A 23,760-nucleotide genomic window follows, 5' to 3' on the forward strand; every position below is an offset into this window, starting at 1 on the left:
AAAATGATGCCATCTCTAAACATTATGGAGTATTAATCTTCATTTCTAAAGGCTATCCTCCTGTACAAGGCAGATTCTATACGCGTTACGCACCCGTTCGCCGGTCGCCGACATCTAGCAAGCTAGATTCGCTGCCCCTCGACTTGCATGTGTTAAGCCTGCCGCTAGCGTTCATCCTGAGCCAGGATCAAACTCTTCATTGTATAATCTTTAATATTATTAATGTTAAGTTCCAAAAGAATTTTATAATAGCTTAATCTCTTAAACTACTACCGGTAATTCTACTCTTTAATTACGCTGTCAATTTCAATATTTTCAATGAACTTGTGGCGAGTCGCCAATGACAAGTTGTTACTTATCTTACGACTCATCCTCTTGTAGAAACACTAGACTCGAACTAGTAACTTATCGTCTTCCAAAATTTCTGTGATCGTGCCGCTTTGTGAAAGCGGATGCAAAACTACAAACTCTTTTTAATCTGACAAAACTTTTTTTAAAGTTTTTTTCTCGTTTGATTTGCTACACTATGTTAATGAACTGTTCCCCTAAAATTCGGACTGCAAAGATACTCACTTTATTTCCTAATAAACAAGAATTTGTTAAACTATTTTTTAACCTTTTCTTTAAATATCTTAAACCCTATTTTAATGAACTTTTGCTAACTTTAAAACTTAGCGCTTCTCCGTTGGCGGGTGCAAATATAGATACCTTTTCCCACTTAACAAGCAATTTTTAAACCTTTTTTTTAAATATTTTTTAATACGTTATTATATAATTAGTTACACCCGAAAGTTTTTTATCCTATACTTCTCTCCTACCTTTGTTTACTATATTTATTACTATTTTAATGCTTCTAACATGGAAGTACATATAACTATTACAGTACTTAATTATCAACTTTAGTAAGAATTTGAATTCTTTATTTTTTTACTTTTTCTTTCGTTTTCGCTTCTTTCGCATCTTCGAAAACATCTCTTTATACTCGGATACATCAATATATCCTCTACTTTTGGATACAATTACTAAATAATTCTTTCGTAATTTAGGCTCTTGATACTCCAACTTTTCTTCTATATATGCTCGCTGTATAATGTCCTCTACTAAATAATCTTCGTTTTCCGCTTCAGGTTTATACTCTGACTTTAATGATAGTTTAAATAAATTTGCTGTAGTATTGTACCAAAAGGCTTTCCAACCACTTCTTAACTCTTTTACATTAGCAAAGGCTGTTTTTCCCGTTTGACGATGAATTAGTTTTAATAAAATCCTTCCTTCTGTTCTTGTTAACTTTTTTAAGGGAGCTGTTAACTCTTCTTCTAAATACTTTTGAATTCTTTTTATGTATTTTCTTTTTTTACTTTTTGATTTAATTCTAGCCAAACGTGAGTTTACACTATCTACTCTTTTTGCTGCTAAAATTGCATAAGGATATGCTTTGAATACTTTTTTTCGAAGCCAATAATAATAAAGAATATCTTTTTTTTCTTTAAACTTATGTTTTGGAAGTACGGTTACCTCGTTTAACTTTATCATTAAACTGTCTCCTTCTTTTACCAAAATATATTCATTGTTAAAGTTTGGTAATGTATCTTTAATTTGTGCATTTAATCCTGCTACAAATAATAATAAGTGTATGAATAGTATTTTTTTCATTTTATTTTGATAAGCAAAAGGATTTCAAATGTATCATTTCTCTTTTAAAACAAAAAAACTCATGAAGTATTTCATGAGTTTTTATTTATTTTTTTGCAGTTTCTTTTTATTCTGCCATAATTGAAGCCGCTACTTGTTTATAAGTTCCATTCTCTAACTTTTCACGAATTGCAGAAAAAGCTTCAATTGTTTCATTTACATCTTCAATTGTATGACGTGCTGTTGGAATTAATCTTAGTATTATTAATCCTTTTGGTATCACTGGGTATACTACAATTGAACAAAACACTCCATGGTTTTCTCGTAAATCATTTACCATTGCCATGGCTTCTGGAATTTCTCCTTTTAGGTATACTGGTGTGATACATGTTTGTGTTGTTCCTAAATCAAAACCTGCTTCACGTAAACCTGACTGTAACGCATTGGTTATTTTCCAAAGGTTTTCTTTTAGTTCAGGCATGGTACGAATCATATCCAAACGTTTTAATGCTCCTTTTACCATTGGCATTGGTAATGATTTAGCAAACATTTGTGATCTCATATTGTATTGTAGGTATTGAACAACATCTTTGTCTCCTGCAAAGAATGCACCTATTCCTGCCATAGATTTTGCAAATGTTGCAAAATACACATCTATTCCGTCTTGTACTCCTTGTTCAAATCCTGTTCCTCTTCCTCCTTCTCCTAATGTTCCAAACCCGTGAGCATCATCAACCAATAAGCGGAAGTTGTATTTTTCTTTTAAGGCTACAATTTCTGCTAAACGCCCTTGTTCTCCTCGCATACCGAAAACACCTTCAGAAACTAACAAAATTCCACCTCCTGTTTTTTCTGCCATTTTGGTAGCACGTTTCAAATTTTTCTCACAGCTCTCTATATCGTTATGACGGTATACAAAACGTTTTCCAGCATGTAAACGAACTCCATCAATAATACATGCATGTGTATCCATGTCATATACTATGATATCGTCTTTTCCTACTAAGGCATCAATTGCTGATACCATTCCTTGGTATCCGAAATTTACTAAATAAGCTGCTTCTTTACCAACAAATTCAGCACATTCTTGCTCTAATTGTTCATGGTATTTAGTGTGACCTGACATCATACGAGCTCCCATAGGGTAAGCCATACCATCTGTAGCAGCAGATTCTCCATCTACTTTTAACACTTCTGGATGATTTGCTAATCCTAAGTAGTCGTTAATACTCCAAGTTATTACTTTTTTTCCATTGAAAGACATGCGGTTAGAGATTGGTCCTTCTAATTTAGGAAACACATAATATCCTTCTGCTTTATCCGCCCATTTTCCTAAAGGTCCTTTATCTCCTTTAATTCTTTCAAATAAATCTTTAACCATTGTTATTTTTGATTTTTATAGGTTGCGAAAGTAGTGCTTTTTAACAGATTTTCAAAAATTACCGAGTGTTTCATTTTCAATAAATAACAAACATACTACTTTGGCATACCTATAAAGCTCTTTGATTTTTAAGATAAAATGTTCGATTTTAATTCCTCTACAAAAGGTTGTTTATATAGTCTTTTTCCTAAAGCTTTATGTATTGCATTCGCAACTGCTCCTCCTGCTGGTGGTAAGCCTGGTTCTCCTAAACCTGTAGGTGATAATTCATTTTGCACAAAATGAACTTCTACTTTAGGTGTTTCATTCATTCTTATAAACTTATAGTTGTCAAAATTTCTACTTGAAGGTGCTCCTTCTTTAAAAGTTAAGTTTCCATACATTGCGTGTCCAATACCATCAATAACTCCTCCTACTACTTGGTTTATAGCTCCTGTTGGATTAACAACTATACCACAATCAACCGCTGTAACTACTTTTGTTACAACCGGTACTCCATCTTTTAGCTCTACCTCTGCAACTTCAGCTACGTGGGTATTATGACTGTAATAAGCTGAAAAACCTTGATAAACTCCTTTTTTAGATTTTCCCCAGCTCCCTTTTTCTGCTGCTAACTTTATAGTGTCTTGCATTCGTTTACCTGAGTACTCTATTCTTTTATCTTCTGTGGCTTTTACATTTTCTAACAATTCTAAACGTAACTGCACCGCATCTATCTCTAATTCTTCCGCTAATTCATCGAAAAAACTTTGTTCTGCATAGCCTAAAAAGTTAGTATATGGTGCTCTCCAAGCTCCTGTACTAATATTACTCTTGTAATTTCCCGTTGATACTTTATAGTTTGGAATACATCCTGCAGGAAAAAAATGTGGTATTAATCCGTACATATTATCATTTACGGCTGCTTCTTTCAAATGGTATCCTGTTATTTTTCTGTCTTTTATTGATGCTGCGATTCTATATTTAATTGCTGGCCTATATGTTCCGCTAGTTACATCGTCTTCTCTCGTTGAAACCATTTTTACTGGTTTTTGTATTTTATCAGATATTTCCAACGCTTCATAAACAAAATCTCCATATAATCTTCTTCCGAAACCTCCTCCCATTCGGGTCATTTCTACATGAACTTCTTCCAAATTACGCCCTAACATTTCTGCTGCAACCATTGCTGCATATTCTGGTGTTTGTACAGGACCAACTAGGTGTACTTTTTCTGGTGTTACACTTGCGAAAAAGTTCATTGGTTCCATACAGTTATGTGGTAAGAAAGGTGAATGATAAGTACGTTCGATAACTTTATCTGCTTCTGCAAAAGCTTTTCTTACATTTCCGTCTTCTCTTCTTACATCTAAGTCACTCGCTTCTAATAATTTTGTTAGCTTTTCATTATGAAGTTTTGTATCTTCTAACTCAGAATTATCTTTCCATACAGTTTTAATTGCTTTTGCTCCTTTAATTGCCGCCCATGTATTTTCTGCTAGTACAACTACTTTATCCGTTTTCGTTAACTTAAACGTCCAATTAGCTTTTCCTGACTCAATAAAGTTTCTTGCTTTCTCTCCTATTGTTATAACATCTATTACTCCTGACACTTTCTTTGCTTCTGCTGCATCGTATGACTCTAACTCTTGTCCAAAAGAAGGAGGCCTTACTACAGATGCGAACAACATACCTTCTTCTTTATAGTCTAAACCGAATAAAGGTTTTCCTGTTACTATTTTTTCTATATCAACATTTATAGCATTTTTACCAATAATGGAGAACTCAGATGGCTTTTTTAAAGCGACGTTTTCTGGCACCTCTAAAGTAGCAGCTTCTTTTACTACTTCACCATATCCTAACGTTTCACCTTTTGCATTTGTAATAATTCCTTTTGAAGCTGAACAAGTAGTTGCATCTACTCCCCATTTTACTGCTGCCGCATTAATTAACATTTGTTTTGTAGTTGCTCCTGTTTCTCTAAGCGCTGTCCAGCCATGACGAATTGATTGACTACCTCCTGCTAACTGTCGTGTATAGTTTTTGGTATCTAAAGGAGCTTGTGCAACATGTACTTTATCCCATTCTACATCTAACTCTTCTGCAATAATCATAGGCATTGAAGTTTTTACCCCTTGACCTATCTCTGGATTTGGAGAGTAAATAGTTACATAGCCTTCATCAGATATTTTTATAAATGCGTTAAAATCGTTGAAATTTAAGTTTTCTACATCTACAGATGGTTTTACATTAGGTTTACAGGCAGTAAATAGATTAAATCCAATCATAATACCACCACTAGCTAATGCAGAAGTTCTTAAAAAATTTCTTCTGCTAAACGTAAAGTTTTTTTCTTGTGTACTCATGATTGAAAGTTTTTAAGACATTTTATCTGCAGCCAATGCAACTGCCTTTTCTATTCTATTGTATGCAGCGCAACGACAAATATTACCTTGCATTGCTTCTCTTATCTCTTCTTTAGAAGGTTTTGGATTTTCTTTTAAAAAGGAAGCTGCTGTCATAATTTGACCTGCTTGACAGTAACCACATTGTGGAACATCTACTTCTTTCCAAGCTTCTTGTAACGGATGATCTCCTTCAGTTGATAGCCCTTCAATGGTTGTTATTTCTTCACCGTCTAACATAGAAATTTGTAATTGACAACTTCTCATTGCTGTTCCGTCTACATGAACAGTACAGGCTCCGCATTGTGCTATTCCACAACCGAATTTAGTTCCAACCATATTGAGTTCATCTCGTAAAACCCACAACAATGGTGTATCAGCATCTGCCTCAAAGGATACCGACTTTCCGTTAATTTTTAATGTATAATTTGGCATTTTTGCTAATTTTTGTTTTTATCGTGTAAGTTACAAAAAATATAAATGCTTGTTTGTTAATGGGATTCTTTTAAGATAATTTTAAATAAAAAGAGAGACAAAAGCCTCTCTTTTTATTATTTATTTTTTAAAAACGTAGTTACGTTTTTCTCTATTCTTTCGAGTACGCTTTCGGTGTTTGCTTTTACAAAGGTTTCTCCTGTGATTTGTTCGTATAACTCAATGTACCTATTTGAAATCTCTATAACTTTTTCATCAGACATTTCAGGAATTTCTTGCCCTTCTTTTCCTTGAAATCCGTTTTCAATTAACCACTGACGCACAAACTCTTTTGATAGTTGTTTTTGCTTCTCTCCTTTTTCTTGACGTTCTGCATATCCTTCAGCATAAAAATAACGAGAAGAGTCTGGTGTATGGATTTCATCAATCAATACAATTTTACCATCTTTAGTTTTTCCAAACTCATATTTGGTATCTACTAAAATCAATCCTCTTTTAGCAGCTAATTCAGTCCCTCTTTGAAATAACTTTCTTGTGTAATCTTCTAATACTAAATAGTCTTCTTCTGAAACAATTCCTTTTGCTAAAATATCTTCACGAGAAATATCTTCATCGTGTTCTCCATTATCTGCCTTTGTTGATGGTGTAATAATTGGCTCTGGGAATTTATCATTTTCTTTCATTCCTTCAGGCATTGCTACTCCACAAAGCATTCTTTTTCCTACTGCATATTCACGAGCTGCATGACCAGATAAATATCCGCGGATTACCATTTCTACTTTAAAAGGTTCACATAAATGACCTACTGCTACATTTTCATCTGGATTCGCTAATAACCAATTTGGAACAATATCCGCAGTATCGTTCATCATTTTTGTAGCAATTTGATTTAGAATTTGTCCTTTAAAAGGAATTTGGCGTGGTAAGATTACATCGAAAGCGGAAAGACGATCAGAAGCAATCATTACCAATAACTCATCATTGATATTGTATACTTCTCTTACTTTTCCTTTATAAACTTCTTTTTGTCCTTGAAACTGAAAGTTTGTTTCGTTAATTGTATTCATTGTATGTTGTTGTGTTGTATCGCACAAAAGTAAACTAATCACTAAATACTGACAACTAAAAACTACTCGGTTTCTATACTTTTATAAGCTGTAATGATCTTTTTCACTAATCGGTGGCGGATTACATCTTTGTCATCTAAATACACCTGCGCAATTCCTTCAATATCTTTTAACGCTAATAACGATTCTTTCAATCCAGAAACTTGTCTTCTTGGTAAATCTATCTGACCTGGATCTCCGGTTATAATAAACTTTGCGTGCATTCCCATACGTGTTAAAAACATCTTCATCTGTGAATGCGTTGTGTTTTGTGCTTCATCTAAAATTACAAAAGCATTGTCAAGAGTTCTACCACGCATAAAAGCCAGAGGTGCTATTTGTATGACTCCTTTTTCTAGATGTGATTCAAGTTTTTCATGCGGAATCATGTCGCGTAAGGCATCATATAATGGTTGCATGTATGGATCTAACTTCTCTTTTAAATCTCCAGGAAGAAATCCTAGGTTTTCACCTGACTCCACCGCAGGTCTTGTTAATATAATTCGTCTTACTTCTTTTTCTTTTAATGCTTTTACAGCCAAAGCAACTGCTGTGTATGTTTTACCAGTACCCGCAGGTCCTACAGCAAATAACATATCATTTTTTTGCATTAACTCAACCATTTTACGCTGATTAGCTGTTTGAGCTTTTATTAGTTTTCCGCTAACACCGTGTACTAGAACGTCTTTTGCATTTCCAGATTTTCGTATTTCTTCTTCCTTTCCTGTTGACGTTAAAATTCGCTCAATACTATTTTCATCTAGCTTGTTGTATCTATTAAAGTATTTGATAAGCATTTCTAATCGCTTTTCAAATTCATTTAATAATTCAGGTTCACCAAAAATTTTAAGTTTATTTCCTCTAGCAACTATTTTTATTTTAGGAAAGAAGCTTTTTAACTGAGTAATAGTGCTGTTTTGAGCTCCAAAAAAATCGTTTGGGTTGATTTCTGTTAATTCAATTACGCGTTCGTTCAAATGATAAAAGTTTTAATATTATTCACACTAAAAATAATGATTATTTTTCTTGAATTACGTAGTTTTGTTTAAAATTTCAGCATAATTTTTCACAAATTAATTAACAAACACCTAAATTAATGTCTCTTATTACATTAACTACTGATTTTGGAACAAAAGACCACTTTGTAGGGGCTGTAAAAGGAGCTATTTATTCTGAGTTACCTGATGCTAAGATTGTTGATATTACGCATGAAATCTCTCCTTTCAACATTACTGAAACTGCTTATATTTTAAAGAATGCTTATAAAAGCTTTCCTGATAAAACAATTCATGTTATTGGGGTAGATTCAGAATTAAGTGTGGACAATAAGCATATTGCCTTAGAATTGGATAATCATTATTTTATTTGTCCTGATAACGGACTAATTTCAATGATTGCTTCTGAAATTAAACCTACTAAAATTTTTGAAATTAATATTCACGATCGTATTGAGAGTAGTTTTCCTGTGCTAGACGTTTTTGTGCAAGTAGCTTCTCATATTGCTCGTGGTGGTAGTTTAAGCGTTATTGGTAGAGAGGTTGACACGTATAAAAAGATTGTTGAAATTAAGCCTAAAGTAAACGAGCAACAAACTATTATTGCAGGTGGTGTTATTTACATTGATAATTATGGAAATGTAATTACTAACATTAGTAAAAAACAATTTAATACTATTGGAAAAGGTCGTGATTATAAAGTTACGGCTAGACGTTATACTTTTTCTAAAATTTACAGCAGATATAACGAAATTGTTGATTTTACGGTAACTGATAAACGACAGTATGATGGTGAAAAGTTAGCTATTTTTAATTCTGCTGGCTTTTTGGAGATTGCTATTTACCGAAGTAATTTAGAAACGGTTGGTGGAGCTTCTACCCTACTTGGTTTAGAATATCGCGACACCATTACTGTTGAATTTGAAAATCCTATTAAACCAGAGTTTACCCCTATAAGTTAAATTTATGTTTGTACGAATTGTAAAAATGAGCTTTCAGCCAGAGAAAATTGAAGAATTTTTAAACACCTTTAACTCCAAAAAAGAATTTATACGAAATTCACCTGGTTGCCGTTTATTAGAGTTATACAGAGACAAAACAAATCCAAACATATTTTTCACTTATAGTTATTGGGATACTGAGCAGGACTTAGAAAACTACAGAAATTCTGATTTATTTAAAGGCGTTTGGGCACAAACCAAAGTGTTATTTAATGACAAACCCTTTGCTTGGAGTGTAGATAAAGTTGAATCGTTACCTTAATGAATTTATTCAGTCCTTTTCCTGTTTTATATACACCTCGTCTTGTACTAAGAAAACTTGTTGAGAATGATAAAGAGGCTGTTTTTAAAATTCGATCGAATTCAGTAGTCAATAAATTTATTGATAGAAAGATTCCTAGTGATATTTCTGATGTGGAAGATTTTATAAAACTAATTGATGAATTAGTAAACAAAAATGAAGGTGTTTACTGGTTAATAGAACACAATAATGAGGTTATTGGCTCTATCGGTTTACGTCACTTCAATGATGATTTTTCTTATGCTGAAGTTGGTTATGAATTACACCCTGATGCTCACGGAAAAGGTTTTATGAGTGAAGCTTTAAAGAAGGTTCTTCAGTTTGGGTTTAGTTCTCTTAACTTAAACGAAATAGAAGCTTATACTCACAAACACAATAAAGATTCTATAAATTTGTTAAAAAGGTTTAACTTTCAATTACGTCCTGATAAAAAAGATAACGACTTCGAGAATAATGTTATTTTTGGGCTACTTAAAAACGAACAATAGTATTTTATGCTACCACTACTAAAAAAAGAATTTAACTCATTTTTTGCCTCACCTATTGCCTATTTGGTTATTGGGGTGTTTTTACTTGTAAATGGCTTATTTTTATGGGTATTTAAAGATAATTTTAATATTTTAAATGCGGGATTTGCCGATTTAAATAGCTTTTTTTATTTATCTCCATGGTTGTTCTTATTCCTGATTCCTGCTATTACAATGAAAAGTTTTGCTGATGAGTTTAATAGCGGAACTATTGAAATTCTAAAAACTAAACCACTTACCGATTGGCAAATTGTACTGGGTAAATTTTTCGCTTCTCTTTTGTTAGTTGTCATCGCCATATTACCAACATTAACCTATGCATATACTGTATATAAATTAGGAAGTCCTGTTGGAAATTTAGATGTAGGTAGTACTATAGGTTCGTATTTAGGTTTATTATTTTTAGCAGCAACTTATACAGCTGTTGGATTATTTACTTCTACCCTATCCAAAAATCAAATTGTGGCATTTATTTTAAGTGTATTTATCACTTTTGCTTTATTCTATGGTTTTGACGCTGTAGGTTCTTCTTTAGGAAACTCAGGATACACCTTACAACAGTTTGGTTTTAATGAACATTTTAAAAGCATTAGTCGTGGTGTGTTAGACACTCGTGATGTAATCTATTTTATCAGTGTTACATTCTTCTTTTTATTCATCACTAAACAACAGTTAAAAAATGAATAAGAAATTACAACATATTGCATTAGCTCTTATCGGATTGTTAATTGTTAATTACATCGCTAATTCAGTTTACAAACGTTTCGATTTAACACAAGACAAACGTTATACCTTATCTGAAGTAAGTGAAAATCTTATTGATAAAATTGATACCCCACTAACGATTCATGTATTTTTAGAAGGTGATTTTCCTGCGGAATTTAAACGTTTACAAATAGAGACACTCCAGTTTTTAGAAGAATTACAAGCTAAAAACGCCAATATTCGTTTCCGTTTTATCAACCCTGATAATATTCGTGAACGTTTGGTAAAAAGAGGAATGATGCCTAGCCAGTTAACTGTAGAAGAAGATGGAAAGTTATCTGAAGCTATTATTTTTCCTTGGGCAGAAATTACTTATGGTAAAAAAGTAGAGTTAATTTCTTTACTTCCTAACTCAATTGCCAAGACACAAGAAGCTCAGCTACAAAATGCTGTTGAAAAGTTAGAGTATTCTTTTGCTAATGCATTACATAATGTTACTTTAAAAGAAAGACAAAAAATAGCGGTATTAGCTGGTAATGGTGAGTTGCAAGATATTTATCAATATAGTTTGTTAAGTGAAGTTGGTAAAAAATATCGTTTAGCTAAGTTTACATTAGATAGTGTTGCTAATAATCCGCAAAAAACCTTAAAAGACTTAAGAGCATACGATTTAGCAATTATTGCTAAACCTACCGAGCGTTTTACAGAAGAGGAAAAGCTTACCGTTGATCAATTTATTGCCAATGGTGGTAAAAGTTTATGGATGCTAGATAATAACTATGCGGATACTGATAGTTTATACAATGAAGGAAAAATGTTAGCATTTCCTCGTGATTTGAATTTAACGGACTTATTGTTTGGGTATCAAGTTCGTGTAAACAATAAACTCATTCAAGATTTGTATTCAGCTAAAATTCCGTTAGCTACAGGAAATGTAGGAAATCAAACACAGTTTCAACACTTAAATTGGTTTTATCATCCACTAGTTAGTGGCAATCCGAACCACCCGATTACTAAAAATGTTGCACCTGTTCGTTTTCGTTTTGCTACTCAAATAGATACTTTGAAAGGAAACTTAAAAAAGACTCCGTTATTAGTAACTTCTGTACTTACCAAACAAACAGGAACTCCCAACTTTATTGAGTTACAAAGTATCGCCAAAGAACCAAAAGAAAATGAATTTGCTTCAGGTCCACAATTATTAGCTGTTCTTATAGAAGGTAACATTCCTTCTGCTTATAAAAACAGAATGAAACCTTTTGACGCTCCTGATTTTAAAGCTGAGAGTACAAACAATAAAATGATTGTAATTGCTGACGGTGATGTAGGTAGAAATCAGATTTTAAAAGGAAAACCTCACGATTTGTCCTTAGATAAATGGACAGGAGAACAGTTTGGTAATAAAGAGTTTTTAATCAATGCTATTGATTATTTATTAGACGATTCTGGATTGATTCAATTACGCAATAAAACCATTCAAATTAACTTATTGGATAAACAACGTGCTTTTACTGAAAAACGTTTTTGGCAATTTATCAATATTGGTGTTCCTTTAGTTTTGTTAGCTCTGTTTGGCTTTGGGTTTAATTACTGGAGGAAGAAGAAATACTCTTAATTGTATTATAGTTCTTAAATAAAAAAATCAATACTTAGAAGTATTGATTTTTTTATTTAAGGGTGTAAGATATTTTAATCTCTATTTAATTTTTACTAAAATATTTCTTCTTCAGCCAAAAAGATACTTTTACTAGTAAAATTAATGCTGGAACCTCTACTAAAGGCCCTATTACTCCTGTAAAAGCTTCTCCTGAGTTTAATCCAAATACAGCAATTGCTACAGCAATTGCTAACTCAAAATTGTTACCTGCCGCAGTAAAAGCTACAGCTGTTGTTTTGTCGTAAGTAGCTCCTGTAGCTTTGGTTATAAAAAAGCCGATAATAAACATAAGAGCAAAATACAGTAATAAAGGAACTGCTATTAATAAAATATCTAAAGGTATTTTAACTATTAACTCTCCTTTTAAGGAAAACATTATTATTATAGTAAATAATAAAGCTATTAAAGTTAATGGAGATATAGAAGTTATGAATTTGGTAGTATACCATTCTTCACCTTTTAACTTCACTAAAATATATCTACTTAAAATTCCCATAATAAATGGTATACCTAAATAAATAGCTACACTTTCTGCAATTGTTAAAATAGATATGTCTACTACGGCACCTTCAAAGCCAAAATAAGGGGGTAAAATAGTAATAAACATCCACGCATAAAAACTATAAGCAAATACTTGAAATATACTATTTAAAGCTACCAAACCTGCTCCATACTCACTACTTCCTTCAGCTAAATCATTCCAAACCAAAACCATAGCTATACACCGAGCTAAACCTATTAAAATTAACCCAGTCATATACTCTGGATAATCATGTAAAAAAAGTAACGCTAAAAAGAACATTAAAACAGGGCCAATTACCCAATTAAGTAAAAGTGAAGTTAGTAGTATTTTTTTATTTGTAAACACTTTTGGTAATAACGCATAATTCACTTTTGCTAAAGGAGGGTACATCATTAAAATTAACCCAATTGCAATGGGTATATTAGTTGAGTTAGTACTTAATGCATTTATTTTACCGGATATTTCAGGGTATATATACCCTATACTAACACCTAACATCATAGCTACAAAAATCCATAACGTTAAGTTTTTATCTAAAAAGCTTAATTTTTTTGTTAACATTTTTTATCGTTTTATTATAATATTGCAATATTACGATTAAACATATTTATAAACAATAAATTTAAGTTTTTGTTAACATTTTACCATAATATAAGATGGTAATTTTATACTCTAAATAAACCTTTATCATGAAAAAAATACTTTTAAGTTTATTTGTTGTTGCAATTTCAACAAGTATTAATGCGCAATTAAAAACCCCAGCACCTAGTCCTTCTGCTAAATTAGAGCAAAATGTTGGTTTAACAGATGTAACAGTTGAGTACTCTAGACCTAGTATGAAAGGAAGAACTATTTTTGGAGATTTGGTTCCTTATGGAAAAGTTTGGAGAACAGGAGCTAATCAAAATACTAAAGTTAGTTTTAGCGATGATGTTACTATTGACGGTAAAATATTAAAAAAAGGCACATATGCTTTGTATACAAAACCAGGAAAAGATTCTTGGGAAGTAATTTTTTATTCTGATACTAATAACTGGGGAACTCCAAAAAAGTGGGATGACTCTAAAGTAGCTGTATCTACGACTGCAAAAGTTGAAGCTATGCCTATGAAAATTGAAACGTTTACAATGAGTATTGATGACTTAACAAACGATTCTGCTGTGTTAGGAATTTTATGGGAAAATGCTTACGTTGGTGTAAAATTCAATACTCCTACTGATAAAGCGGTAGAAAAAAGCATTGCTCAAGTAATGGGAGGTCCTTCTGCTAACGATTATTTTTCTTCTGCTGTTTACTATTTACAAGAAGGAAAAGACATTAACAAAGCTAAAAATTGGATTAACAAAGCGGTTGACATGACTAAAGACCAACCTCGCTTTTGGTACTTACGTCAACAATCTTTAATCTTAGCTAAAGCTGGAGATAAAAAAGGAGCTGTTAAAGCAGCTAAAGCTTCATTAGCTGGTGCTGAAAAAGCTGGAAATGCTGATTATGTAAAAATGAACAAAGAGTTTATTGCTGAAATGAAGTAATTTTTCTACTAAACTTTTTATAGATATAAAAACTCGCTATTTGGCGAGTTTTTTGTTTTTATAATTCTTCTAGCCTCTGTTAGTGTGTGACAAATTACATTATTTCTCTACCAATAATTTATATCATAAAAATCATTGATGTTATTATCAATAGGAATTTTAATCATTGCCGCTTCACAAATACTTACTCATTATTTAAAAGTATCTGACTTAATGTAAGGATTAAGTTTTGGTATTGGAATTGGTTTGCTAGTTACAACTATTGTTTATAGAAATAAAATACTGCTAAAAACAGTCTTTTATTTTATAATTCCTAAATGAATAATACGTCCCCCTGATTGATTTACGGGGTTTACACTCTTCCCTACTACAATCCCTCTTTCTGGTGCGTGGTATTTCTTAATTCTATTACCAAACACATCTCGTAGTGTAGCAATATGATCTCCTTCTTCTACAATATCTCGTAAATCAACATGTACTGTGAGCAACCCTCCTTCTTGTGTGTATAACCAATAGGATTTTTTACAAACTACTGTATTTCTCTTAGAGGTTTCATATTCATCATCCGTAATTCCTAAATATGCCAATACATTGTGCACTCCTGCTACTCCACTTTTAATTATTTTCTTTTGAAAACTATGCGGATTACCCACTTCGATAGTAATAGATGGAATTCCTAACTCTTCTGCAGCTCCTCGTAAAGTACCGTCTGATGGTGGTGTATGTACTATAATTTCAGCATCTTGTAATAAGGCTAATTTTTTGGTGACTTTATTGTTCATATCACTTCTAATATAAAATGAATTCACTCTACCAAAACTAGCTGTATGTAGGTCTAACAAATAATCAAACTTCTTTACTACTAAATTCAAAAAACGATTGGCATATACTTCACTGGTATTTCCATTATCTTTTCCTGGCATAATTCTGTTAATATCAACTCCATCGCTAAAAACTCTTGTCCCTCGAACAAACGAAGGTACATTCACCACAGGAATTCCTACAATTGTTCCTTTTAAATTTTCTGTATCTAAATCTTTAAATAATCGCTGAATAACTGATATTCCGTTTAATTCATTTCCATGAACCGCAGCTGTAAGTCCCAATACAATACCATCTTCTTTTCCTCTAGCTACCATGACAGGAATACACGTGGGAATTCCCATTGCGTTAGAAGTAACCTTTAACCAATAATTTTTAATAGAATTTTTAGGTGTTTGATTCACATCAAACTCGGTAATATATTCAATCTGGTGTCCCATACTCATACTTTTAATATAATTCGTTTAACAGCGTACTATCGTTGTTTAATGAAGTAAATAGTTTCTTTTTAAACTTTTTATTCGAGTTTATTAAACTAATACACATTTTGTCGATAGCAATGGTAGAAAGTACAGTTTGTATAAAAGTTTCTATTAAATCGTCTATACCTAAACCTAGTTTGTTATAATCTCTTCTGTCCATAATTAACAAACGATTAGTGTCTGACGTCCATTCATTTTCACCTAACTTAACCGATAAGTTAGTTCCTAACATTTGCCAAGAATCTTTACTGCTTTCTAAGTCGTTTTCCAACGGTAGCAATGCTCTTCTCGAGTACATACACAATGGTTTTATTCCATCTTTTGTACTACTAATCATCATACGAATGTCTGATACAAACGTTTCTCCTTTAGCATTTGGCATTGTACCAACATGATAATATTTGCCTTTTGTGCTTACTGAACTCCAATTATAGTTACCTATTAAACTTTGTACAATAAAACGTTCATATTCGATTTCTAACTTCATAAACTCTTCTAGTTCTTGTTCGTTAACAATCGTAAAAACTCCTTGTCCTGCATTACTATAAGGTATTTTTATAACTGCTTGTCCTCCCATTTTCTTTACCCACAACGGAATTTCATTCTTGCTAACATCCCAAATAGTATCTGGAATATTTATTTTCATTCCATATTCTTCTAATTCTGTGTTGTAAATATCATATGCTTTGGCAGCCACCATTTTATTTCTTCCTCCAGCCAAACAAGTAATAATAGGGTTTAAAATCTTTGTTTTACTATTAATTGGGAATCTATTCCATGGTTTTTGAGTTACATATCTAAAAATACCTCGTAACGGAATCCATTCTTCTTCTTGTTTTAGATAAAAAATTTCATTTTCTATTTTTATATGATCGTTATCTTTGTTTGAATAATAAGGTACAAGAAAAACATCTTCTTTAAAAACATCAGCTATAACAGCTGCATAACCTGATGTTTCCATATAATTTTTATCATAAAGTACCGCTAATCTACCATCTTTAACAAGTTTTCGCTTTTTCTCTAAGATAGGCTTAAACGTTCTTTCAATTAACAAGCGATATACTCCGTCTTCTTTATTATCATCTAGCAAAGGCATTGATTTTTGACCTGATGGGCATGAGTTATTCTCTATAATAACCATATTTTTATCTCCATCTGCCGATGTTGAGTTAATCAAATCTGCTCCTCCCCATAAAAAGTACTTACATTCATACGATAAAATTTCTCTAAGTTTATCTGCATTTACTTTTGGATGTAAATGACAATACCTAGCAATAATTCGTTCTTTATCAAGATTTAAAAAAAAGTTTACCATTGGATGAATTGTAGCATTCAGCACCTTAGGATACCAATGGTTCTCGTTATTAAATGTATTAGGTTTTATAAGTTCTGTTATTTTCATTCTTTCTTATTTTTGTTTTTAAAAATAGCTAAAAACGATTTTTTTATTTTTTAAATATACCAACTATTTTAAATATTAAGTATTATAAAAAGTAAGATTCTACATTCATAAATAATTTAGTAATTTCGACCCTCTAAATTACTTTCATGAAAGTTTGTATCGCCGAAAAACCTAGTGTAGCCCGTGAGATTGCTAATATCTTAGGAGCCAGTACCAAACGAGATGGATATTTCGAAGGGAACGGCTATGCAGTTACGTATACATTTGGTCATTTATGCACACTTTTAGAGCCTAAAGACTACAAACCGCACTGGAAAAGCTGGGATTTAAATAACCTACCGATGCTTCCTGAGCGTTTTGAAACGAAAGTTACTAATGATAGTGGTATTCAGAAACAGTTCAAAATTGTTAAGTCTTTATTTGAAAAAGCCGATGTGGTTATCAACTGCGGGGATGCTGGGCAAGAAGGAGAACTCATTCAACGATGGGTTATCAATCAAGCAAATTACAAAGGTAAAATTCAACGGTTATGGATTTCTTCTCTAACGGAAGAAGCAATTAAAGAAGGGTTTGAAAACCTAAAAGACAACGACGATTATAATAATTTATATTATGCGGGATTTTCTCGTGCTATTGGTGATTGGCTATTAGGTTTAAATGCTACTCGTTTGTACACTGTAAAATTTGGCGGTTACAAACAAGTGTTATCTATTGGTAGGGTACAAACTCCTACCCTAGCTATGTTGGTAGATCGTTATAAGGAAATTCAAAACTTTAAACCTGAACCTTATTGGGAGTTACAAACGCAATATCGTGAAACTTTATTTAGTTGTGAAGAAGGTCGCTTTTTAAAGAAAGAAGACGGACAAGCTTTTGCCGACAAGGTAAAAGAAAGTGATTTTGAAATAACCTCGGTTACTAAGAAAAAAGGAAAAGAATACGCACCTAAACTTTTTGACTTAACAGGTTTACAGGTATACTGCAACAACAAATTTGGGTTTTCAGCAGATGAAACCTTAAAAATTGTTCAGAAATTATACGAAATGAAAGTAGTTACATACCCTAGAGTGGATACTACTTTTTTACCGAATGATATTTATCCTAAGGTTCCAAATATTTTAAAAGGACTAAAACAATATGCTTCGTTAACACAACCTTTATTAGGAAAAAAAATACGTAAATCAAGTAAAGTTTTTAACGATAAAAAGGTTACCGATCACCATGCTATTATTCCTACAGGAGTAGAAATCAATCTGCAATACAACCAACAACAGGTATATGATATTATTGTAAAACGATTTATTGCCGTGTTTTATCCTGATAGCGATATTTCAAAAACCGAAGTTAAAGGTGAAGCTGATAAAGTGCCTTTTAGAACTTCAGGAAAAGAAATACTTACCAAAGGTTGGCGAGCTGTTTTTGAATATGGAAACGATTCTAAAAAAACAGAAGAGAAAGATGTGCTTCCAACTTTTGAAAAAGGAGAAAAAGGTCCGCACGAACCTTCTTTTTTAGAAAAAGAAACCAAACCACCTCGTAATTATACCGAAGCGAGCTTGTTACGTGCCATGGAAACTGCTGGGAAGCAAGTAGATGATGATGAAATGCGTGAATTGATGAAAGAAAATGGTATTGGACGACCATCCACACGTGCGAGTATTATTGAAACGTTATTTAGAAGAAAATATATTGAACGCCAAAAAAAGTTAATTATTCCTACCCAAACTGGTATTGATTTAATTGATTTAATTGACAATGAACTTTTAAAATCTGCTGAATTAACAGGGCTCTGGGAAAAACGTTTGAAAGAAATTGAACGTGGTGAATACCATGCTGCTACGTTTATCAATCAAATGAAAAAAATGGTAGACGATTTGGTCTATGAAGTTCGTTCGAGTTCTAAAACCAAACGAATTTCTTACGAAGCTCAAAAAACAAAACAACCGCCAAAAAAAACAGCTTCTAAAAAGAAAACCGTTGTTGGTAAAGAATGTCCAAAATGTAAAAAAGGTCAATTATTAAAAGGAAGTGCTGCTTATGGCTGTTCTGCTTATAAAAATGGTTGTGATTTTACACTGGCTTTTGAATTTATGGACAAAAAAATATCCGAAAACCAACTAATTCGTTTACTTGATAAAGGATGTACAACCAATTTAAAAGGCTTCAAACAAAAAGGTGAAAAAGTTGAAGGTTTGGTTCGTTTTGATGATAACTTCAATTTAAAATTTGAACCAAAAAAAGGAATTACTACAAAAGAAGAGATTACTTCGTCACAAACTCCTCGTAATGACAGTGAAAAAATAACCTGCCCTAAATGTAATAAAGGAACTGTTTTAAAAGGAAAATCTGCTTACGGATGTTCTGAGTATAAAAATGGTTGTGGCTTTGTGTTTACTTTTGAAAACATCAAAAAAATGGCTAACGGACAACCGTTAACCAAAGAATTAGTATGTAAAATATTGACTTCTAAGTAAGTTCTTTATAATAGTACTCTATCAGTTTCTCTGGATTTTTAATCGTATTTTTTATCCATTTAAAGTACAATACTTTCTTTTCTTCTTCTGAAAGTTGCCAATGCATATCTGTTCTTTTCAAACGTGTAGTTACATCTTGTAAAGTAATAGCTGCTGCTACTGATATGTTTAAACTCTCGGTAAAACCTACCATTGGTATTTTTAAAAACCCATCCGCTTCTTGTTTGATATAATCTGAAATCCCATCTTTTTCAGCTCCAAAAACAAATGCCGACTTTTTTGTCACATCAAAATCAGGTAAAATACAAGAATCAGTATGTGGAGTGGTTCCTATAATTTGGTATCCTTTTGCTCGTAAATCTTCTAAACAGGCTTTGGTATTGTCTCCATCTTCTTTATATCGGTGGATGTCTAACCATTTCTGGCTTCCTTTTGCTACATGTCTTGAAACCTTGTTCGTAAACTTATTTTCAATTGCATACACATCTTGTACTCCAAAAATATCGCAACTTCTCACCACCGCACTGGCATTGTGTGGTTGGTAAATATCTTCTAACACTACCGTGAAATGACGTGTGCGTTCATTTAAAACCTTATAAAAGGTTTCTTTTCTTTTCTCAGTAATGTAGCCTTCTAAATAGGCTAATAATCCTTCATCAATCATACAACAAACATAGTAATTTTTCCTATTTTTAAGCGCAGAGCGATAGCCCAGTATTTATTTTCTTAAACTTGCAACAAAATTTATATTTATGAAAAAACGATTGGTTGTATTAACAGGTGCTGGTATTAGTGCTGAAAGCGGTATTAAAACTTTCAGGGATGCTGATGGTTTATGGGAAGGTCATGATATTTATGAGGTAGCTTCTCCACAAGGGTTTCGTGCTAATCCTGAGTTAGTGTTAGGTTTTTATAACCAACGTAGAAGACAACTTTTAGAAGTTTCTCCCAATAAAGCACATCATAACCTAGTTTCTTTAGAAAATAATTTTGAAGTTGATATTATTACGCAAAACGTAGATGATTTACACGAAAGAGCAGGAAACAAAAATGTAATACACCTACATGGCGAACTATTAAAAGCTCGCAGTACTAAAAACAAACATCTTGTTTATAATTGGAATAAAGATATTGTTATGGGTGATGTATGTGAAGAAAATGCTCAATTACGCCCACATATTGTTTGGTTTGGTGAAGATGTCCCTTTATTGGAAAAAGCTGCTGAAATTACTTTACAAGCTGATATTTTAGTAATTATAGGGACTTCTATGCAAGTATATCCTGCGGCTAGTTTGGTTAACTATGTACAGCATAACACACCAATTTATTTTATAGATCCTAAACCTGCTGTAAATAAAAACGTCTTCAATAACTTAACTATTATTGAAGACGTTGCTAGTTCTGGTACTGATAAGTTAATTACAATACTTAATAAGGCTTTATGAGTTTGATGTTAAGCGATCAAAATACTCGTACAGTTCTCCTTTAGAAATAGTACTTCCTTTCTCAATTAAGTCAAAAATTTCAACATTTCTTTCTTCTTGATATGCTTTTGAGCCTCTTAAAAACTCAATTGCTTCATCATTTGGATTTTTTAATAGCCATTCAAATCCTTCTTGCTCTAAAACATTAACCTCTTTATCAATTTTTATCACAATGCGATGCATTTCTTTTTCTTCGCATTTAAATAGGTTTACTAAATTTGGAGAAAAATGTTCTAAGTACTCTGTTTTGGTTAATACATCATCCCAAACAACATCGCTAAATACATTCATTTCATCTTCTGCCACATGTGGTTTCTCTTTTTTTAATTCATCCCATTCTTTTTTATCAATGTTTTGTGATGCTAAAAAACGTGCAAACTCTTCGTGTAATCCTTCAAACTGCTCTTTTGTAAGTTGTCTATATTTCAAATGTTTAAATTTTATTAATTAACTGACCCTAGCTTTTATTCATTTTCTTTACTTAGGGCGATTATATTGTTTTGCATCATCCCTCTATGAGGGTTTCATGGGGCAATTTTAATAATAAATTAGGATTAGGGCAATTTTGCTTGTAAAAATCCAACGTCTTTTTTGAAGACACTCCTGGATAATCTCCATAATAATCTTTAATATCTATTATTAACTGAAAGTGTAAATGCGGAGCATAATCTCCATTTACAGAACTATCTCCTAAAGTTCCAATTTTCTCTCCTTGTTTAACTTTTTTACCAACTGATATGTCTTCTAAAGATTCTAAGGATAAATGACCATACAATGAATAAAATTCATTTCCTTCTATTGAATGTTTGATTATAATTGTTGGTCCATAATCTCCATAGTTTACATTGTTTTTAAAACTATGAATTTCTCCATCTAATACTGCTAAAATATCTGTACCTGCATCACACCACAAATCAACTCCCAAATGAATATTTCGTTGATTTTCTTCTGATAATTTATTAAAATGTTCACTTCTGTTATAAATATCTCTTACTTCTAAATATCCTCCAAAAGCAACTGTTTTTTTATGTTTAAAAAAGTAGTTTTCTAAATATGCTTCCCATTCTTTTGATGAAGAAACGTCAAAAGTTAACTCTTTGTTAGATGCAGCTATTGAAATTGGAATGTACTCATTAAAAAATATGTTAGCATTAATTACATGCAATGGTTTTTGAGATATATTCTTAAAAAAATCTGTCATAAATAGTTTTATATATAAAAAAGAGTAATCAAAGATAATTGATTACTCTAACATATGTAAATTACACAAATTATTCTATCGTGTTACTGTTCCGCTAATTTCTCTAACAGGTCCTGCTTCCATATCAAATGTTACATGATCTTCTGCATCTGCTGGTACTCCATGTGCTAAAGGTTTTAATGTAAATGGGGCTGGACTGTTATCTGGATAGGGTTCAACAGAAATAACAGCTGTTGTTCCTCTTAAATCTGTTGGAAAAATAAATCCATCTGGAGCATTTTGTATAAAATCTTCTCCCGGATATCCTGGTCCATTATTTTCATTACCTTTAAATGGTGTTGTTGTTGCATTATCATCTGCCATTGCTACATCTGTAAAAGTTCCTGTACTAATTGGCGTACCATTAATAACTACCCAACCTTCATATTTCCAGCCCTCAGGTAAAGTTGGTAAAGAAAGTCCTGTTGCAGGACTCCCTCCTGTTAAGTCTAAAAACCAAATACCACTTCTTTCATTATTCATCATTCCATCAGTTGGGGTAGCTAAAATGTATTTACCTGTTGAAGTTGAAAAGTCTCCTACAATTCCTGTAGATGATATTCCTGCTGAGTTTCCTGAAAAATCTCCTGCTAGCATTTTAGTATTTGCTGGTGCTGGATCTGGGTTGTTTGCTGGTTCAATGGTTAAAACAAATGTAGTTGCTGCTGATAGCATGTCAGAATCAACTACAAAAGAGCTTTCAGACAATTCTCCTGAATCATTTACATTAAAAGTTCCTGTTGATACAGGAGCTCCTCCTACAATTATCCAACCTTCATACACATAATCAGTTCCTAAATTCTCTAGACCATTAACATTTAAACTTAAGTTTGATGTTTTTGGTGTATTATCGTCATCATCATTACAGGCAACAAAAGTTAACGCACTTACTGCTGCTATTGTTAAAAGTATTTTTTTCATTGTTTTTGTAATTTTGAGTTTATACAAAAACAAAGTTACTTGCAGTTTTTCTAATAAAATGTTAGCTAGCTTACACTTACGCTATTTTTTTAAGTAGTCGTATCTCCTTTCTATTAAAATTAATAATTTTTTCTTCTTTTAACTCGTTCATTAAGGTGTTTAAAGTTGGCCTTGAAGTACCTATAAGTGTTGCTATATCTTTTTGTGTATATGGGTGTTCTATTACTTGATCTCCAGTTTTTTCACATTCATGTCCATATTCTTCACACAACTCTTTAAAAAACTCTAATAAGCGAGTACGTGTGTCTTTAAATAATAATAACTGAAGTCTTCTTTCTAACTTTTTTATTCTCAAACCAATAAATTTATAAATCTTAAAACTTACAGGTATATTATCTCTCATCAAAGAATACATAGTTTCTCGTGATACTGGACAAATTTCTGTTGTATTATCTATAGATTGAGCAAATTCATTTCGTTTTTCAATACCCAAAATAGCTTTTTCTCCAAATATTTCTCCTTTGGTTAAAATAGCCTTAATTACTTCTTCTCCTTCTTCTGTATAATAACCTAGTTTAACCTTTCCTTTATCTATTAAATAAATTTTATTTGCGACATCTTCTTCAAAATAGATATAGTCTTTCTTTTTATAAAGACTTAAAGTATGTGTTTCTTTATAGGCAGGATATTTATGTGGGCATAATATTTTAAATAAGTTAACATCTTCAAAATACCAAAGTGCACTCATAGTTTTTA

The 23,760-nt window shown here is 32.1% G+C and carries 22 protein-coding genes and 1 rRNA gene (1 of these 23 running past the window's edge); 8 read left to right on the forward strand and 15 right to left on the reverse strand.

The genetic code is table 11. The annotated features are described in order from the left end of the window. The 7 genes from AC3VJB_RS05000 to AC3VJB_RS05030 all read right to left on the reverse strand — a co-directional run. A 16S ribosomal RNA gene (locus AC3VJB_RS05000) occupies positions 1–203 on the reverse strand (it extends 1,319 nt beyond the left edge of the window). Between the two features lie 724 nt (positions 204–927). Continuing rightward, positions 928–1,653, reverse strand: coding sequence for a DUF4294 domain-containing protein (locus AC3VJB_RS05005; protein ID WP_437824773.1), 726 nt, complete (start codon positions 1,651–1,653; stop codon positions 928–930). Between the two features lie 106 nt (positions 1,654–1,759). Next, complete coding sequence (capB, locus tag AC3VJB_RS05010) at positions 1,760–3,013, reverse strand: cysteate-C-fatty acyltransferase (protein WP_099216665.1); 1,254 nt, start codon at positions 3,011–3,013, stop codon at positions 1,760–1,762. A gap of 128 nt (positions 3,014–3,141) precedes the next feature. Next, entirely contained in the window at positions 3,142–5,358 is a 2,217-nt protein-coding gene (locus AC3VJB_RS05015) for a xanthine dehydrogenase family protein molybdopterin-binding subunit (RefSeq protein WP_497666835.1), read from the reverse strand. A gap of 12 nt (positions 5,359–5,370) precedes the next feature. Further along, a complete protein-coding gene (locus AC3VJB_RS05020) occupies positions 5,371–5,832 on the reverse strand; it encodes a (2Fe-2S)-binding protein (protein ID WP_047790608.1) in 462 nt (153 codons plus the stop codon). A gap of 116 nt (positions 5,833–5,948) precedes the next feature. Beyond that, a complete protein-coding gene (locus AC3VJB_RS05025) occupies positions 5,949–6,899 on the reverse strand; it encodes a phosphoribosylaminoimidazolesuccinocarboxamide synthase (RefSeq protein WP_497666836.1) in 951 nt (316 codons plus the stop codon). Positions 6,900–6,961: 62 nt separating this feature from the next. Continuing rightward, complete coding sequence (locus AC3VJB_RS05030; RefSeq protein WP_159494859.1) at positions 6,962–7,915, reverse strand: PhoH family protein; 954 nt, start codon at positions 7,913–7,915, stop codon at positions 6,962–6,964. A 119-nt stretch (positions 7,916–8,034) separates the two neighbouring features. Between AC3VJB_RS05030 and AC3VJB_RS05035 the strand changes: the two genes are divergently transcribed. From AC3VJB_RS05035 to gldG, 5 genes are read left to right on the forward strand one after another with little or no spacing between them, the layout of a single operon-like run. Next, positions 8,035–8,895 carry an SAM hydrolase/SAM-dependent halogenase family protein gene (locus tag AC3VJB_RS05035; RefSeq protein WP_125345545.1) on the forward strand — a complete coding sequence of 287 codons (861 nt, stop codon included), beginning with the start codon at positions 8,035–8,037 and terminating at the stop codon, positions 8,893–8,895. Positions 8,896–8,899: 4 nt separating this feature from the next. Beyond that, the gene (locus AC3VJB_RS05040; RefSeq protein WP_159494860.1) at positions 8,900–9,196 is read left to right on the forward strand and encodes a putative quinol monooxygenase; all 297 of its coding nucleotides are present in this window, start codon (positions 8,900–8,902) and stop codon (positions 9,194–9,196) included. Next, positions 9,196–9,723, forward strand: coding sequence for a GNAT family N-acetyltransferase (locus AC3VJB_RS05045; RefSeq protein ID WP_159494861.1), 528 nt, complete (start codon positions 9,196–9,198; stop codon positions 9,721–9,723). Before AC3VJB_RS05040 ends, AC3VJB_RS05045 begins: the two co-directional genes overlap by 1 nt. 6 nt (positions 9,724–9,729) lie before the next feature. After that, on the forward strand, positions 9,730–10,449 hold the full coding sequence (gldF, locus tag AC3VJB_RS05050) for a gliding motility-associated ABC transporter permease subunit GldF (protein ID WP_497666837.1): 720 nt from the start codon (positions 9,730–9,732) through the stop codon (positions 10,447–10,449). Further along, on the forward strand, positions 10,442–12,082 hold the full coding sequence (gldG, locus tag AC3VJB_RS05055; RefSeq protein WP_497666838.1) for a gliding motility-associated ABC transporter substrate-binding protein GldG: 1,641 nt from the start codon (positions 10,442–10,444) through the stop codon (positions 12,080–12,082). The genes gldF and gldG overlap by 8 nt, the downstream gene beginning before the upstream one ends. An 85-nt stretch (positions 12,083–12,167) precedes the next feature. Here gldG and arsB read toward each other — a convergent pair whose 3' ends face one another. After that, complete coding sequence (gene arsB, locus AC3VJB_RS05060; protein WP_281979811.1) at positions 12,168–13,208, reverse strand: ACR3 family arsenite efflux transporter; 1,041 nt, start codon at positions 13,206–13,208, stop codon at positions 12,168–12,170. A 128-nt stretch (positions 13,209–13,336) separates the two neighbouring features. Here arsB and AC3VJB_RS05065 point away from each other — a divergent pair, with 128 nt between their 5' ends. Continuing rightward, the gene (locus AC3VJB_RS05065) at positions 13,337–14,179 is read left to right on the forward strand and encodes a DUF2911 domain-containing protein (protein WP_281979812.1); all 843 of its coding nucleotides are present in this window, start codon (positions 13,337–13,339) and stop codon (positions 14,177–14,179) included. A 299-nt stretch (positions 14,180–14,478) separates the two neighbouring features. On the opposite strand, the gene AC3VJB_RS05070 is transcribed toward AC3VJB_RS05065, so the two are convergent. Next, positions 14,479–15,441 (reverse strand): succinylglutamate desuccinylase/aspartoacylase family protein, encoded by a 963-nt coding sequence (locus tag AC3VJB_RS05070; RefSeq protein ID WP_497666839.1) that lies wholly within the window; start codon positions 15,439–15,441, stop codon positions 14,479–14,481. A 10-nt stretch (positions 15,442–15,451) separates the two neighbouring features. Beyond that, complete coding sequence (locus AC3VJB_RS05075) at positions 15,452–16,885, reverse strand: ATP-grasp domain-containing protein (RefSeq protein ID WP_497650459.1); 1,434 nt, start codon at positions 16,883–16,885, stop codon at positions 15,452–15,454. Between the two features lie 146 nt (positions 16,886–17,031). Here AC3VJB_RS05075 and AC3VJB_RS05080 point away from each other — a divergent pair, with 146 nt between their 5' ends. Continuing rightward, positions 17,032–19,359: a type IA DNA topoisomerase gene (locus AC3VJB_RS05080; RefSeq protein WP_497666840.1), complete on the forward strand. Its 2,328-nt coding sequence runs from the start codon at positions 17,032–17,034 to the stop codon at positions 19,357–19,359. On the opposite strand, the gene AC3VJB_RS05085 is transcribed toward AC3VJB_RS05080, so the two are convergent. Continuing rightward, complete coding sequence (locus AC3VJB_RS05085; protein ID WP_497666841.1) at positions 19,352–20,023, reverse strand: TrmH family RNA methyltransferase; 672 nt, start codon at positions 20,021–20,023, stop codon at positions 19,352–19,354. The two genes, AC3VJB_RS05080 and AC3VJB_RS05085, sit on opposite strands and share 8 nt — an antisense overlap. Before the next feature lie 88 nt (positions 20,024–20,111). Here AC3VJB_RS05085 and AC3VJB_RS05090 point away from each other — a divergent pair, with 88 nt between their 5' ends. Then, complete coding sequence (locus tag AC3VJB_RS05090; RefSeq protein ID WP_497666842.1) at positions 20,112–20,804, forward strand: SIR2 family NAD-dependent protein deacylase; 693 nt, start codon at positions 20,112–20,114, stop codon at positions 20,802–20,804. Here the strand turns inward: AC3VJB_RS05090 and AC3VJB_RS05095 are convergent. The 4 genes from AC3VJB_RS05095 to AC3VJB_RS05110 all read right to left on the reverse strand — a co-directional run bounded on the left by AC3VJB_RS05095 (position 20,799) and on the right by AC3VJB_RS05110 (position 23,752). Further along, a complete protein-coding gene (locus AC3VJB_RS05095) occupies positions 20,799–21,272 on the reverse strand; it encodes a DUF6495 family protein (protein WP_281979816.1) in 474 nt (157 codons plus the stop codon). The genes AC3VJB_RS05090 and AC3VJB_RS05095 overlap by 6 nt on opposite strands. A gap of 76 nt (positions 21,273–21,348) precedes the next feature. After that, positions 21,349–22,044, reverse strand: coding sequence for a peptidoglycan DD-metalloendopeptidase family protein (locus AC3VJB_RS05100; RefSeq protein WP_497666843.1), 696 nt, complete (start codon positions 22,042–22,044; stop codon positions 21,349–21,351). 75 nt (positions 22,045–22,119) lie between these two features. Next, positions 22,120–23,004, reverse strand: coding sequence for an anti-sigma factor (locus AC3VJB_RS05105; protein ID WP_497666844.1), 885 nt, complete (start codon positions 23,002–23,004; stop codon positions 22,120–22,122). 76 nt (positions 23,005–23,080) lie between these two features. Beyond that, positions 23,081–23,752: a Crp/Fnr family transcriptional regulator gene (locus AC3VJB_RS05110; protein WP_047790590.1), complete on the reverse strand. Its 672-nt coding sequence runs from the start codon at positions 23,750–23,752 to the stop codon at positions 23,081–23,083. Between the last annotated feature and the right edge of the window lie 8 nt (positions 23,753–23,760).

It is taken from the genome of Tenacibaculum sp. TB-53 (genome assembly GCF_059716285.2).

What these genes read in the sequence shown, in the direction of transcription:
- AC3VJB_RS05005 (WP_437824773.1), bottom strand. Translation starts at nt 1,653, where the DNA reads ATGAAAAAAATACTATTCATACACTTATTATTATTTGTAGCAGGATTA.
- capB (WP_099216665.1), bottom strand. Translation starts at nt 3,013, where the DNA reads ATGGTTAAAGATTTATTTGAAAGAATTAAAGGAGATAAAGGACCTTTA.
- AC3VJB_RS05015 (WP_497666835.1), bottom strand. Translation starts at nt 5,358, where the DNA reads ATGAGTACACAAGAAAAAAACTTTACGTTTAGCAGAAGAAATTTTTTA.
- AC3VJB_RS05020 (WP_047790608.1), bottom strand. Translation starts at nt 5,832, where the DNA reads ATGCCAAATTATACATTAAAAATTAACGGAAAGTCGGTATCCTTTGAG.
- AC3VJB_RS05025 (WP_497666836.1), bottom strand. Translation starts at nt 6,899, where the DNA reads ATGAATACAATTAACGAAACAAACTTTCAGTTTCAAGGACAAAAAGAA.
- AC3VJB_RS05035 (WP_125345545.1), top strand. Translation starts at nt 8,035, where the DNA reads ATGTCTCTTATTACATTAACTACTGATTTTGGAACAAAAGACCACTTT.
- AC3VJB_RS05040 (WP_159494860.1), top strand. Translation starts at nt 8,900, where the DNA reads ATGTTTGTACGAATTGTAAAAATGAGCTTTCAGCCAGAGAAAATTGAA.
- AC3VJB_RS05045 (WP_159494861.1), top strand. Translation starts at nt 9,196, where the DNA reads ATGAATTTATTCAGTCCTTTTCCTGTTTTATATACACCTCGTCTTGTA.
- gldF (WP_497666837.1), top strand. Translation starts at nt 9,730, where the DNA reads ATGCTACCACTACTAAAAAAAGAATTTAACTCATTTTTTGCCTCACCT.
- gldG (WP_497666838.1), top strand. Translation starts at nt 10,442, where the DNA reads ATGAATAAGAAATTACAACATATTGCATTAGCTCTTATCGGATTGTTA.
- arsB (WP_281979811.1), bottom strand. Translation starts at nt 13,208, where the DNA reads ATGTTAACAAAAAAATTAAGCTTTTTAGATAAAAACTTAACGTTATGG.
- AC3VJB_RS05065 (WP_281979812.1), top strand. Translation starts at nt 13,337, where the DNA reads ATGAAAAAAATACTTTTAAGTTTATTTGTTGTTGCAATTTCAACAAGT.
- AC3VJB_RS05070 (WP_497666839.1), bottom strand. Translation starts at nt 15,441, where the DNA reads ATGGGACACCAGATTGAATATATTACCGAGTTTGATGTGAATCAAACA.
- AC3VJB_RS05075 (WP_497650459.1), bottom strand. Translation starts at nt 16,885, where the DNA reads ATGAAAATAACAGAACTTATAAAACCTAATACATTTAATAACGAGAAC.
- AC3VJB_RS05080 (WP_497666840.1), top strand. Translation starts at nt 17,032, where the DNA reads ATGAAAGTTTGTATCGCCGAAAAACCTAGTGTAGCCCGTGAGATTGCT.
- AC3VJB_RS05085 (WP_497666841.1), bottom strand. Translation starts at nt 20,023, where the DNA reads ATGATTGATGAAGGATTATTAGCCTATTTAGAAGGCTACATTACTGAG.
- AC3VJB_RS05090 (WP_497666842.1), top strand. Translation starts at nt 20,112, where the DNA reads ATGAAAAAACGATTGGTTGTATTAACAGGTGCTGGTATTAGTGCTGAA.
- AC3VJB_RS05100 (WP_497666843.1), bottom strand. Translation starts at nt 22,044, where the DNA reads ATGACAGATTTTTTTAAGAATATATCTCAAAAACCATTGCATGTAATT.
- AC3VJB_RS05105 (WP_497666844.1), bottom strand. Translation starts at nt 23,004, where the DNA reads ATGAAAAAAATACTTTTAACAATAGCAGCAGTAAGTGCGTTAACTTTT.
- AC3VJB_RS05110 (WP_047790590.1), bottom strand. Translation starts at nt 23,752, where the DNA reads ATGAGTGCACTTTGGTATTTTGAAGATGTTAACTTATTTAAAATATTA.